Source organism: Actinacidiphila yeochonensis CN732, from assembly GCF_000745345.1.
Taxonomy (GTDB): Bacteria; Actinomycetota; Actinomycetes; order Streptomycetales; family Streptomycetaceae; genus Actinacidiphila; species Actinacidiphila yeochonensis.
The window spans coordinates 94,757-107,004 of sequence record NZ_JQNR01000002.1 but is presented as its reverse complement, the minus strand read 5'-3'; the positions used below and the strand labels follow the sequence as shown (position 1 = coordinate 107,004).

The following is a 12,248-nucleotide window of genomic DNA, read 5'->3' as shown; positions in this document are numbered from 1 at the left end:
ATCACCGCCGCGCTCCTCGCCCCCGCCCCGCCCGCCGGCATCGCGCCCGCCCCCACGGCCCCGGATGCCACCATCCACGTCCCCCACCCGTACTTCGCCGCCCGCCGCGAATTCGAGGCGACGTTCGGCACCTGGCTCGACTCCCTCAACGTCGACCGGCTGTGCGCGCTGAGCGCCCTGTGCGAGGAGCGCATGGCCGGACGCTTCGGCTCCCGGCTCCTGGAGTCCGTGCGCTGGGAGGCCTCGCTGGCTGTCGCCAGCGGGGACACCTGGAGCAGGAGCCCGGTCACCACGGTGCGCTTCGGCGCCGGCACCTGGGACAACGGCGTGTTCTACAGCGAGATGAGCGCGGAGTTCGTCCACGCCGACGGCACCGTCAGCGCACTGGACTGCGGTGACAAGGTCGCCGAGCACCTCGCCGACCTCTCCGCCGTCACCCACCCCGACAGCTCCGACACCCTCACCCTCGACCTCGTCACCGGCCGCATCACCAGCTGACCCCGCCCGGGCCGGCACCCTCACCGGCGCCGGCCCGCCGGCGGTGTCAGTGCCGTCCGGCATCCTGCCCCGAGCACCACGATCAAGGAGAATCCGTGCTTCCCGCCCCGCACGACACCTACGCCGACTGCGAGTTCATCCGGCATGACCTGACCGTGCGCGGTCTGATCTCGGTCGGCATCACCGATCGCGCCGGCCGTGACTACTACGCCGTCAACGCCGACATGGACGAGCACTACGTCCGGCACTCCGGCGACGAGGCGGCCGTCTGGCTCAGGCAGCACGTGTGGCCGCTCCTGCCGCTCACCGCCGACCTCGCCCTCGACCGGGCCCACCCGGACGTCAAGCCGGTCGACCGGATCCGCCAGGAGATCGCCGCCTACTACGCCCCCCGCGTCGGCGCACGGATGTGGGCCTACTTCGGGGCCGGCGATCTCATCCGCATCCACGCACTGTGGGACCACGACTGGGGCCTCATGCCCGACGGCGTCCCCTACCGGCACCGTGAACTCGCCGACCTGATCGAGGACTTCCGCATCACCGTCCCCGCCCAGCAGACCCCCGAGCACCACGCCCTGAACGACGCGCACTACAACCGCCTCATGCACGACGTGATCCTGGCCGAACTCGCCGGAGCAGCGGCCGCCGCCGGCAGCCCCCGCCAGGACCGTGCCGCTCTCACCGAACTCGTCACCAACTGCCTGGCCCGCAGCGCGACTCCCGGCCGCGGCCGCACCGTGGAAGAGCTCATCAAGGTCATGCCCGACTGGCTCGCCGCCGACATCGACGCCCACGAGCCCGACCTGGCCGCCCTCCACGGCGGCGCGATCGTCGCCCGCCGCCGCTACGAGCAGGACCTCGCCCAGTGGATCACCGCCGCCGCCCAGCGCCCCGGCCCGCGGTGACCCGCTCCCGTGAACACGGCCGGATCCCGACGGTGCCCCAGGAGAACCACGCGCCTCAACTTGCACGTGAAACAGTCGAAGAACTCATGATCGGTCTACCGCGGCCGGCCACTCGGGCCCGGCCGATCGCCAAGGAGGAAGCCCGCCGTGACCGCACGACACGCACTGACCGCCGCCGCGGCCGCAGCCGCTCTGCTCACCCTCAGCGCCTGCGGCAGCTCCGACGACGGCAAACCGTCCGGGCAGGACACGGCCCAGCGGGACACCAAGGAGGTGACGAACACCGCCCAGAGCTACATGACCGCCTGGATGTCGCGTCCCTCGCAGCCCGAGAAGATGTGCAACCTCGAGACGAAGGCCGCGCGCCCCAACTACTCCAAGGACGGCGGCTCCCTCAAGGGCTGCGTCACCACCTACACCGGCTACTTCGCCGACCAGAAACCGGACAACACGACGCTGACCGTGACCATCGACCACGTCCAGGACGTCGCAGCGTCCGGCACCCGGCCCGCCGGCAAGGGCGCCCTGGCCACCTGCAAACGCGCCGGCAACGACCCCTTCCGCTACGCCCTGCGCCTGGTCAAGGAGGACGGTGCCTGGCGGATAGCGCAGAGCGCGGAGGCGGACGGCGACCAGTACGCCCACAGCGCCGACCCCGTCGCCGAGTTGCTCGCCAGCGCCTCGTGACCCCAACTGCCCACGGAGGAACCGCATGACGACGACCAGCGCCGAGGTCCTGCTGATCGACGGCGACCCGCGGCCGGACAGGTCCTGGTGGCTCTCCAGCTTCCACCCGGGAGACAAGGTCCGCATGGACACCCTGGGCGCCACCTTGTTCACCGTCACCCACAGCGGCCAGGACGACGATCCGCGGCTGTGGCGCCTGGAGCTCACCGCCGATGCAGAGCGCCCGCTGACGATGCGGCTGCCCCCGCGTACACGCGCGGTCGGCGAGGAGATGGTGCGCACGCTGACCGCGAAGTGCTCCTTCTCCGGCTGCGAGAACACCGGCGAGGTCACCGCGGAGGTCGGCTCCCTGGGCAGTCCCCGCATCAAGACGTACATCTGCGCCGACCACTGAACCACCGCACCACCCACGAAGAGGGGCCGGTCCCGCGCGTCGCGGGACCGGCCCCTCTTCGGTGTTCCTTCAGCCAGCCGTCTTGTCCTCCTCCGCCGCGCCGGCGTCCGGGCGGTCCGGTCCGGAGTCCGAGCCCGTGCCGGGCGGTGCTTCTCCGCCGGGGCGGCCGGGCGCGGGCCAGGGCAGGTTGGTGAACTTCGACGTCACGGCGCCTCCTGCGGGACCAGGGCGCGGGTCTCGGCCTGCGCCGGGAGGGTGGTGGAGCGCAGCGACCGGGCCAGCGGCCGGCAGGCCAGGACGGCGGCCAGCGCGCAGGAGCCCAGGAGCACGGCGACCAGGACGCGCCCTCCGGCGTCGAGGGCCAGGGCGATCCCCAGCGGCGGCAGCGAGGCGATCGCACCGGCCCCGCTGAGGACGGCCTGGTAGCGGCCGGTGGCGCCAGCGGGCGCCGCGGTGGAGATGAACGCGCCGATGGCGACGCTGTAGCAGATCTCCCCCGGGACCAGGATCGCCGCGGCGATCGAGTAGCCGATCGTGGTGTGCTGCATGGCGGCCACCGTGATGCCCAGTCCGAGGATCGCCGAGCCGGCGGCGAGGATCGGCGCGAGCGGGTACTTCAACTGCTCGCCGCGGCCGACGAGGACCCGCATCATCGGCGGGGTGAGGACCAGCACGCTGACGGTGTTGGCGACCATGGCCGTGCCGTACGCGGACGGCGGCAGGCCGTCCGAGGTCATCAGCAGCGGCAGGACGGACACCAGACCCCAGGCGCAGACCATGGCGAAGACGGCGGCCAGCCCGATCCAGCGCAGGGCGGGGTCGGCGAGCACCTGCCGGTAGGAGTGGGCCTGCCGCTCGGCGGCCGGCGGCCGGGCCGAGAGGGTACGGCGGGCGACGAGGGCGAAGCCGATGCAGACCAGGCCGTTGACGAGGAACAGGCCGCGGTAGCCGTGGTGGTGGGCGATGTAGCCGCCGGCGCCGCCGCAGACGGCGATGCCGATGTTCGCCGACCAGTACAGCATCGCCTGGGCCCGGGTGCGTCCCGCGTCGGAGTCGATGGCGTCGTTGATCGCCGAGGAGACCGCCGGGCGGTGCGCCTCCATCGTCATGCCCAGGAACAGGGACACCGTCAGCAGGGCCGGCAGGGAGCGGACGAGGGCGAGCGCGAAGCAGGCGGCGGCGGACAGCAGCATCAGCACGGTCAGGGCGCTGCGCTGTCCGAGCCGGTCGGTGAGCCAGCCGCTGCCGGCCTGTCCCAGACACCAGCCGACGCCGAAGACGGTGAGCGCGCCGCCGGCGGCCGCGGTGCCGTGTCCGGTTCCGGTGGCGACGTAGTAGGAGAGGAAGTCCCATGCGAAGCCGCCGGCCTTCACGGCCAGGGAACTCGCGAGGAGGATCCAGACGACAGAGCGCGCCGTGCGGGCCGGCGCGGTGAGGAGGGTGCCCAGGGGGGCGTCGGTGGCCATGACGGGGTCTTCCTGGAGAGGCTCTGGCGGTGGGGGGGGGCGGCAAGAACGAAGGCGGCCGACCCCGTTGGGGTGCGGCCGCCTTCGGTGGGGCGTGCTCGGTGGGTCAGGCCACCTTGCGCACGGACCGGACGGAGCGGACGCTCTTGCGGCAGGGACGCATGACTACCTCCTCTCACAGGCCGGGCCCCGGGAGCCGGGGTTGGCAGAACGGTAGGAAGCGCGCGCCGGGGGCGGTGTTCGTGATTCCCGTCCCGGAGATCTGCTGCTGTGCGCCCTCTCCTCATCGGGGAATCGGGCGTTTCGGACGTGCGGCTGCGGGGGTTGGTCAGGCGGCGCTGGCCGGGGCGGCCGGGCGGGCCGGGTCGGCGAGGAGGCGGTGCAGCAGCTGCTCGGTGTGCGCGGGCGCGGTCCCGCGACGGCGGCGGGCGTCTTCGGCGGTGTCGCGGATGACCTGGCGGGCGAGGTCGGGGTGGTGGCGGTCGAGCCAGAGCAGCATCGCGGCCAGGGACGGGTCCACGCCGGCCGGGCGGTCCTCGCCGGGCCGGGCGCGGCCGGTCAGCGCGTCAAGGAGGGCGCGGGTGAGGGTGGCGGCGAGGGCGTCGGCGGGAAGGATGTCGTCCAGGCGCGCGGTGACCGCGCGGCCGAGCTCGTCGGCGACCTGGCGGACCTCGTCCTCGGTGCGGTGGCGCGTGTTCCAGCGTTTGCGGATCTCGGGGCGCTGCCAGAGCTGGTCGAAGAACAGGCGGGCGAACGCGTGCTGGGTGTCGGCGGCGCCGGGCGAGAGGCCGGCGGTGTCCCGGGGGCTGGTGACGGGGCCATCGGCCACGGTGCGGCGCTGCTCGGCCCACTCCTCGGCGACGGGGCGGGCCCACAGGCTGCGGCGGCCGACGACCGCCTGGGGTGCTGGAACGTCGCAGTCCCCGCGGGAGATGTAGGCGCGCAGGGTGGAGGGGGAGATCCCGGCGGTGGCCGCCACGGCGGGCACGCCCAGCAGTTGGGAGGCGTCCAGCTCCGGCGCGTGCAGGGTGATGACGCACGCGCTCAGCGGTCGGCCGCCGGTCTCGGTGTGCCGGGCGGTCCACCGGGCGAGGTCGTCGTGCCAGTGCTCGGCGAGGGCCGGTTCGTCGGCGATGATGTCGGCGGTGCGCAGCGGGCGGGCCGGGGTGGTCTCCGGCCGGTCGGCACGGTAGGTGTCGGCGGTGATGGTGGTGGCGCCCGGTACGGGGCGGGGCCGATAGGCGGCGCGTTCGGGGTCCCAGGTCTGCCCCGGCCGGTGCCAGGTGGCGCCGTCCCACCAGTAGCCGCCGGCGCGGTGCAGCAGGGCCCCGCCCCACCACTCGCGCAGTACGGCCGGCGCCTGGGCGAGGGGGTAGAGCAGGACGGACCGGCCGTGCACGGGGTGGTGGCGGACGCACCAGGCCAGGTCCGGGCGGGCGGGGTCGGGCAGGTAGGCCCACCACTGGCCGTCGCTTCGGGCGTGGAAGTCGCCGGTGCGCAGCGCGGTGTCCTTCAGCCGGCTGTTCTCGCCGAGGGGGAGGTGGGTGTCGTCGACGAACACGAGGCCGGGCTGGGGGTGGTCGGTGCTCAGTCCGTTGGCGAGAGGTCGGGCGGTGTGCATGGTGGTGCATCCCTTCCGGGTCGGCTCGGTTCAGGCGGTCTGGCGCAGGTCGGCGGTGCGGGACAGGCTGGCGCGCGCGGCGGCGCGCCGCAGGAGGACGGCGTGCTCCTGCACGGTGAGCGGGTCGGCGAAGGCGGCGGGGCTCCCGGTGACGGTGAGGGTGGCGATGAGGGCGCTGCCGCGCTGAACGGGCGTGGCGAGGCTGTGGGTTGAGGCGGTGCGGCTGGCGGCGATCCTGCTGTCGGTGACGGCGTGGACCAGGTGCTCGGGCAGACGCAGGGGCCGGCCGTCGGCGGTGCTGGCCATCTGCGGCGGCAGGTACGCCAGCGCGATGCGACCGGCGGCCGTACGGGACAGGTCGCTGTGCAGCTGGGCGGCGTCCGCGCGCAGGGCCGGCTGGCGGCACAGCACGTCGACGAGGTCGAGGTGCAGGCCGGTGCCGGGGCGCCATCCCGGCTCGTGCCAGGCCACGGCCAGCCCGGTCTCCTGGTGCAGGCGGTGCAGCGCCTCGGTGATCTCCGGGGTTGCCGGCCGGGCGGGGGCCGGGCCGAACAGGGCGGTGGCGTCGCGGGTCAGGCGGTAGGTGCCGTAGCGGCCGCCGTGCTCGGCGAAGTGCTCCTCGACCGCGGTCAGGAGCAGGCGCGAGGCGTGGCCGGGGCGCAGACCCGCGGTGCGGGCGATGTCGGCGACCTGGTGCTCGGCGTCGGCGCCGAGCTGGACCAGGGCGCGGACGACGCGGGCGAAGGCGCGTGCGGAGCGGTTGGGCTGGGTGGCGGACAGCGCGGCCGCGGGCGGGAGCGTCTGCTGGGCAGCGAGGGCGGGCATGGCACTCCAGTTCGGTTCGGGCGGTGGCGGGCTCCTGTGCCGCGGGGCGGCGGGTGGGGGCGGCGCCCCGGGTGGCGGTCCCGGGGCCGCCGGTGGGCGAGCCGGTTCAGGACGGCGGGCGGCGGGGGCCGGTGCGTCGCGCTGGCGGGACCTCGAAGTCCGCGATGTCCTGTTCGATCTCCCAGCGGATGAGGGGATCTTGGTAGTACGGCTCCTGGAAGATTCTGTGGTGCTCCCACTCCGGATGGGGGCCCAGCGGCGGGGTCCGCGGGCGGCGCGGCGCGGTGGCGGCGGGGCGGGTCCGGGGGCGGGCGGTCGGGCAGAGCGCACGGGATGCACGGGCTGCTCCTGCTTCTACGTCGGGGTGTTCAGGGCGACGCCCTGGCTGTCGTCGCGCGGCAGTTGCTGGTCGGGGCAGGCCGCCAGCACCCGGGCCATGGCGGTGTGTTCCGCCGGCGTGATCCACAGACGGTACTTCGCCTTGACGGCGATCTGCCGCGCGACATAGGTGCACCGGAAGGCCTTGTTCGCCGGCAGCCAGGAGGCCGCGTCGGCGTCGGACTTCTGGGTGTTGGCCGGACCGGAGGCCGCCACGAGCTCGAGCGGATCGTTGGCCAATGCCTCACGCTGTTGCTGGGTCAGTGTCTGCGCGCCGGTCTGCCAGGCGTCGCTGAGCGCGACGACGTGGTCGATCTGGACGGCGAGGCTGGTGCGCGGTCCTCGGGTGAAGGCGATGTTCCGACCGGTGTAAGGGTCGGGGAGGGTCCCGGAGGCGACGGTGCAGTGCGATCCGGGCCGGAAGCGGACGTCGTGCAGGTCGCGGATCAAGATGTCGTTTCGGGTGTCACACGAATTATGTCCCCCGGGGGCGGAGGTGGTGTCCGACCAGGCCGGGCCGAACCGGCCGGTGCGGTCGTAACCGGTGTGTGGGGCGCGGCCCTTGACCGGCAGCGTCTTCAGCGCGCCGAGGGCCGGCCCGGCGGCGCGGGCGGCTGCCGGTGCGGAGGCGCCCCGTGGCTGGCTGGAGCTGCCGGGCAGGTGCGGGGCGCAGCCGCAGGCGGCCACGGCCAGGGCCAGGAGTGTGCCGGCGGCGGTCAGGCAGGTCTTCAACGGCGTTCTCGATCCGTGGCGTTGACGGGTGGGTTCATGCGGGGAGGGTCCGCAGTTGGGGCGCGGGGCGCAGGGCTTGCGCGAAGGCGGTGAGCAGATCGAGGGCGTGCTGTTGGCCCTCGCCGGCCTTGAGCAGGGGGCGCACCAGCGGGGAGCCGATGACGAGTCCGTCGACGTACGGGGCGACCGCGGCGGCGCGGGCGGGCGTGGAGATGCCGATCCCGGCGACGACGGGATGGCGGGTGCGGGCGCGCAGCCGGCCGGTGAAGGCGTGCAGGCCGGGGATGTCCAGGTCGCCCTGGAAGCCGGTGCGGGTGTCGGCGGCCGGTGCGTAGATCCAGCCGGAGGCCGCGGCGGCGGTCTGCTCCAGCTCGGTGTCGCTGTCGCGGCGGGAGACGAACTGCGGGGCGTGGATACCGGCCGCGGCGGCGAGGGCATGCCACTGGGCGGCGGCCTCCCCGCGCAGGTCGGGGATCATCGCGCCGGCCGCTCCGGCTTCGGCGAGTTCTTCGGCGAAGCGCTGGGGTCCGAAGGCGCGCACGGGCTGCCAGTAGCTCATCACGACGACCGGCTTGCGCGTGTTCGCGGCGGTCAGGCGCACGGTGGAGATGACGTGTGCCATCGCGGCGCCCTGACCCAGGGCGGTGGCGTAGGCCTCGGATATGTCGGGTCCGTCGAGGACCGGGGTGTGGTGTGCGACGCCCACTTCGAGGAAGTCGGCGCCGTGCTGGGCGAACTGGGCGAGAGTGTCGATCCCGGCGGTCCAGTTCGGGAAGCCGGCGGGCAGGAAGGCTCCCAGAGCGGGCCGCCGGCTGGTGGTCAGCAGGTCGGTCAGCGCGGCCGCGTGGGGGGTGAGGTCGGTCATGGGGCGCCTTTCGCGAGGCGGGAGGGACGGGCGGGGCGCCCCGGGCGGCACAGGGGGAGGAGGGGGCGGGCAGACGGCCGTGCGCGGGCCGGCGGGGCGCCGTGTGGCGTCCCGCCGGCGCGGGTCAGCCGGCGAGCTGGAGCAGCATGTCGCTGCGGATCCAGCCGTAGGTTCCGGAGCTCAGGCCGCTCTTGGAGCGGCGGATGAGCTTGGTGTAGTACCAGTCGCCCTTGCCGCAGTAGACCCGCAGGCGGTCGTTGTCGTAGAGGAAGCCCTTGCTGCTGTAGGACGTCGAGGGCCCGGTCCGGTAGTTGATGCCGTTGCCGTCGACGCGGGCGTCGTGGTCGGCCAGGTTGTAGGTGCAGGTGGACGCCGAGGCCGCGGACGCGGTCGGGGCGAGTGCTGCGGCGGTGCCGCCGAGCAGGGACAGCGACAGGGTCACGGTGGCCAGTCGTCGTGCGTGCTTCACGGGAAAGTCCTTCTGTCGTGGCGGGAGTTGACCGGGAGCGGGGGCCGGGGCGCGGACGCCCCGGCCGGTCGTCAGCTCGCGTCGGAGCGGCGGCTGGCGCGGCGCTTGCCGTAGCCGACGGCGCCTACGGCTGCCATTCCGACGGCGATGAATCCGCCGGCGGCCATGGCGAGCTGGGTGTCTCCTTCAGCGCCGGTGTGCGCGAGGCTTCCGGCAGGAGTGATCGTGTCGGCGCTCAGCTGCTGGTCCGAGGTGGGAGTGCCGTGGGCCGTTGACCCACCCTTGCCCGAACCGCCCTGCTGGCCCGGCTTGTTGGAGCCGTCGTGGCTGGGTCCCGGGCTCGGCTCCCCGCCACCCGGCTGGGTCGGGTCGGTGGTCGGCGGGTCGGAGGGATCCGTACCCGGGTCGGTCGGGTCCGTGGTCGGCGGATCGGTCGGATCGGTCGTCGGCGGGTCCGTCGGGTCCGTGGTCGGCGGATCGGTGGGGTCCGTCGTCGGCGGGTCCGTGGGGTCCGTGGTCGGCGGATCGGTCGGATCGGTCGTCGGCGGGTCCGTCGGGTCGGTGCCCGGGTCGGTGGGGTCGGTGGTCGGCGGTGTGGTGGGGTCCGTGCCCGGCTCACCGGGATCCGTGGGATCGGTGGTCGGCGGCGTGGTGGGGTCCGTGCCCGGCTCACCGGGGTCGGTCGGATCGGTCGTCGGGTCCGCGCTCGGACCGTCACTCGCATCGGCCGGTGCCTGCGCCCCCGCCGAGGCGGAGACCTCCGCGCCAGCGGTTGCCGACACCTTCGCGGTCAGGGCGAGGGACGCCTCGTCCGGAGCGCTGGCGCCCGGCTTCGGCGCGGAGTCCGCGTCCGCGGCCAGTGCCGCGGGAGCGGCCAGCGCCGAGGACGCGGCCAGCATGGCGACCGTCGCCGCGACACGGCGCAGGACGCGCGTACGGGTTCTACGCATGGAAGAGATCAGCCTCCTGTGACTGAACAGCAGGACCGCCTGTGCGCTCGTGCCGCGCAGAGGCGAAGTTCCTGCAGGTAGTTCGATCTTGGGCCGGGCTGCCTGTGGACAGAGTTCGGCGATTTCGGCGGCCCGGCCGTGGCGGGCACCGGGCCGGGCTGTTGGCCCACGGCCCGGGTCCGCGAGCGCGGAACGGGGGTGCCGCGGTCGGTGGTGTGCGGCGCGTCAGGGCAGTGGGCGGGCCAGCGCGATGCCGTAGCTGCTGGTGTCCGTGGTCCACCACCGGTCCATCTGGAGTCCGGCCTGGTGGAGTTCGCGGGCAATGCCGGGGCGCCGGAACTTGGCGGAGACCTCCGTGCGCAGTTCCTCGCCGTCGGCGAAGTCGACGGTGAGGCCGAGGGAGGGGATCTTCACGGTCTGCCGCGTGAGCGATCGGAGCCGCATTTCGATCCACTCGTCCGCGGGGTTCCATCGTGCGACGTGGGCGAACGCGTCCGGGACGAAGTCGGCGCCGAGCTCGCGGTTGAGGACCGCCAGCAGGTTCTTGTTGAACTCGGCCGTCACGCCGGCGGCGTCGTCGTACGCGGCGACCAGCACCGACGCGTCCTTGACCAGGTCCATGCCGAGCAGGAACGCGTCGCCTGGGCCGAGCAGGGACCGCACGGAGGTGAGGAACTCGGCCCGCTCGGCCGGGGTGAGGTTGCCGATGGTGCCGCCCAGGAACACGAGCAGGCGGGGACCGGGGGTGTCGGGCAGATCGAGGGTCCGGGTGAAGTCGGCGACGAGAGCGTGCACGGCGAGCCGTGGCCGCTCGCGGGCGAGGGCGCGTCCCGCCTGATCGAGGGCGCTGTCGCTCACGTCGACGGGCACGTATGTATGCAGGTCGGGAAGGGCGTCGAGGAGGTGCTGGGTCTTCTCGGACGACCCGGAGCCCAGCTCGATGAGGGTCCGAGCGCCGGCTTCCGCTGCGATGCCGGGGGCGTGCGTGCGCAGCAACTCGCGCTCGTCGCGGGTCGGGTAGTACTCGGGCAGGCACGTAATCATCTCGAAGAGCTCGCTGCCGCGGGCGTCGTAGAGCCACTTGGGCGGCAGGGTCTTCGGCGTGCTGCCGAGGCCGTGGAGGACGTCGTGGCGCAACGCGGCGTCCAGAGTGTCGTCGTTCAGGGTGCGGGTGAGGCGGAACGGGCTCACGAGTGTGACTCCTTCGGTGGGGCGGTCAGCGCTGGGTGGTGTCGGGCGGCGGCGAGGGTGAGGGCTGCGGCGGCGGCCGCGGCCGGCAGGAGGACTTCGTGCAGGACCGCCGCGCTCGCGGTGCCCGCCGCGCATCCGAGGTCGAGGGCGGCGACGAGGAGGGCGTGCGCTTCGGTGATCAGAGCCCGGGGGGCCAGGGCGCTGGTTGCTGCGAAGGCGGCCGCGAGCAGCGGGGCCATCACCAGGCCGGGGATGAGCGTGGTGAACAGCAGCGCGACGGGGCTGTTGGCGAGCGCGTACGCACTCCAGCCAGCCGTACTGGCCGCGGCGAGGACCAGCAGGTGGTCCGCTGTCGTGCCGGGCCATGAGCGCGCCCCGTAGAGGAGCCCGCCGAGCACGGCACCGACGGACAGTGCAGCGGGCAGCGCACCGGACAGCGCCGGCAGGTGATGCTCTGTGGCGGCGGCCAGGGCGAGCGGGGTCAGCGCGCCGATCGGGATGCCGTAGCAGACCATGGACAGGTACAGGACCTGCAGCGGCCGCGACTTGAGCGGCCCGAGCCAGGCGGCCGGGCGGACGGCAGCGGGCCGCCAGGCGTGCGAGGGCGGCGTGGTGACGACCAGGAGCGTGCCGGCCGCACCGGCGGCGGCGGTGGCGCCCATCGCTGCGGCCGCGGACGTGCTCCACGCGATGACGGCCACCAGGAGCGGCCCCGCGATGTAGATCAGCTCCTGAAGTGCCGCGTCCAGGGCCAGGGCCACCCGTTCGTGGCTGCGTGAAGGCATGAGGTGGCCGGTGCTGATCAGCGACCGCAGGCCTGACTCCAGTGGTGGTTTGGCCGCGCCGGCGAGCAGCACGGCGACGGCCGTGAAGGCCTGCTGCTGGGGGCCGGCCACGATGGTGACCAGGGCCGCGCTGCTCACCGCGGCGCCGAGGGTGAAGGGCAGGGTCTGGCCCCGGCGGTCGACGAGGCGTCCGAGCTGCGGTCCGCCGATCGCGCTGGCGATCAGGTAGAGGGACGCGAGGCCGCTGGCCGTCGCGTACCCGTACGGGTGCGCGGTGCTGAGCAGGATGGCCAGCGGGGCCATCCCGTTGGGCAGGCGGCCTGTGAGTGTGCCGACTTGAAGGCGCAGCAGGTACCGCACGCGCAGGACGTCCCGGTAGGTCACTGCGGGATGTCCCGCCGGCAGCGCAGAGGTCGTCGTGCCCAGTCCGCTCACGGTGATCCCGCCCCCCGCCGCGCGACGGGACGCGTGGCGCCTGCCGC

The 12,248-nt window shown here is 73.9% G+C and carries 14 protein-coding genes; 4 read left to right on the top strand and 10 right to left on the bottom strand.

The window, feature by feature from the left end:
• Positions 1-192 precede the first annotated feature (192 nt).
• The 4 genes from BS72_RS00830 to BS72_RS00815 all read left to right on the top strand — a co-directional run bounded on the left by BS72_RS00830 (position 193) and on the right by BS72_RS00815 (position 2,484).
• Positions 193-498, top strand: a complete 306-nt coding sequence (locus BS72_RS00830) for a hypothetical protein (protein ID WP_037905323.1) — start codon at positions 193-195, stop codon at positions 496-498.
• 95 nt (positions 499-593) lie between these two features.
• The gene (locus BS72_RS00825) at positions 594-1,403 is read left to right on the top strand and encodes a hypothetical protein (protein WP_051950370.1); all 810 of its coding nucleotides are present in this window, start codon (positions 594-596) and stop codon (positions 1,401-1,403) included.
• Positions 1,404-1,550: 147 nt separating this feature from the next.
• Positions 1,551-2,090 (top strand): hypothetical protein, encoded by a 540-nt coding sequence (locus BS72_RS00820; RefSeq protein WP_037905320.1) that lies wholly within the window; start codon positions 1,551-1,553, stop codon positions 2,088-2,090.
• A gap of 25 nt (positions 2,091-2,115) precedes the next feature.
• Entirely contained in the window at positions 2,116-2,484 is a 369-nt protein-coding gene (locus BS72_RS00815) for a hypothetical protein (protein WP_037905318.1), read from the top strand.
• Positions 2,485-2,553: 69 nt separating this feature from the next.
• Here the strand turns inward: BS72_RS00815 and BS72_RS36175 are convergent, their stop codons facing one another.
• The 10 genes from BS72_RS36175 to BS72_RS00770 all read right to left on the bottom strand — a co-directional run bounded on the left by BS72_RS36175 (position 2,554) and on the right by BS72_RS00770 (position 12,201).
• A complete protein-coding gene (locus BS72_RS36175; RefSeq protein ID WP_157856108.1) occupies positions 2,554-2,691 on the bottom strand; it encodes a hypothetical protein in 138 nt (45 codons plus the stop codon).
• Positions 2,688-3,950 (bottom strand): MFS transporter, encoded by a 1,263-nt coding sequence (locus BS72_RS00810; RefSeq protein ID WP_051950367.1) that lies wholly within the window; start codon positions 3,948-3,950, stop codon positions 2,688-2,690. The genes BS72_RS36175 and BS72_RS00810 overlap by 4 nt, the downstream gene beginning before the upstream one ends.
• A 328-nt stretch (positions 3,951-4,278) precedes the next feature.
• Positions 4,279-5,571, bottom strand: a complete 1,293-nt coding sequence (locus tag BS72_RS36170; protein ID WP_051950365.1) for a helix-turn-helix transcriptional regulator — start codon at positions 5,569-5,571, stop codon at positions 4,279-4,281.
• A gap of 30 nt (positions 5,572-5,601) precedes the next feature.
• Positions 5,602-6,396, bottom strand: a complete 795-nt coding sequence (locus BS72_RS00800; RefSeq protein ID WP_037905316.1) for an IclR family transcriptional regulator — start codon at positions 6,394-6,396, stop codon at positions 5,602-5,604.
• A 354-nt stretch (positions 6,397-6,750) separates the two neighbouring features.
• Positions 6,751-7,506, bottom strand: coding sequence for an HNH endonuclease family protein (locus BS72_RS00795; RefSeq protein WP_051950362.1), 756 nt, complete (start codon positions 7,504-7,506; stop codon positions 6,751-6,753).
• 34 nt (positions 7,507-7,540) lie between these two features.
• Complete coding sequence (gene trpA, locus BS72_RS00790; RefSeq protein ID WP_037905695.1) at positions 7,541-8,371, bottom strand: tryptophan synthase subunit alpha; 831 nt, start codon at positions 8,369-8,371, stop codon at positions 7,541-7,543.
• 124 nt (positions 8,372-8,495) lie between these two features.
• Positions 8,496-8,840 (bottom strand): SH3 domain-containing protein, encoded by a 345-nt coding sequence (locus tag BS72_RS00785; protein ID WP_037905314.1) that lies wholly within the window; start codon positions 8,838-8,840, stop codon positions 8,496-8,498.
• A gap of 71 nt (positions 8,841-8,911) precedes the next feature.
• Complete coding sequence (locus BS72_RS00780) at positions 8,912-9,790, bottom strand: hypothetical protein (protein WP_078900910.1); 879 nt, start codon at positions 9,788-9,790, stop codon at positions 8,912-8,914.
• A 225-nt stretch (positions 9,791-10,015) separates the two neighbouring features.
• Complete coding sequence (egtD, locus tag BS72_RS00775; protein WP_037905310.1) at positions 10,016-10,981, bottom strand: L-histidine N(alpha)-methyltransferase; 966 nt, start codon at positions 10,979-10,981, stop codon at positions 10,016-10,018.
• Positions 10,978-12,201, bottom strand: a complete 1,224-nt coding sequence (locus tag BS72_RS00770; RefSeq protein ID WP_232792169.1) for an MFS transporter — start codon at positions 12,199-12,201, stop codon at positions 10,978-10,980. The genes egtD and BS72_RS00770 overlap by 4 nt, the downstream gene beginning before the upstream one ends.
• Between the last annotated feature and the right edge of the window lie 47 nt (positions 12,202-12,248).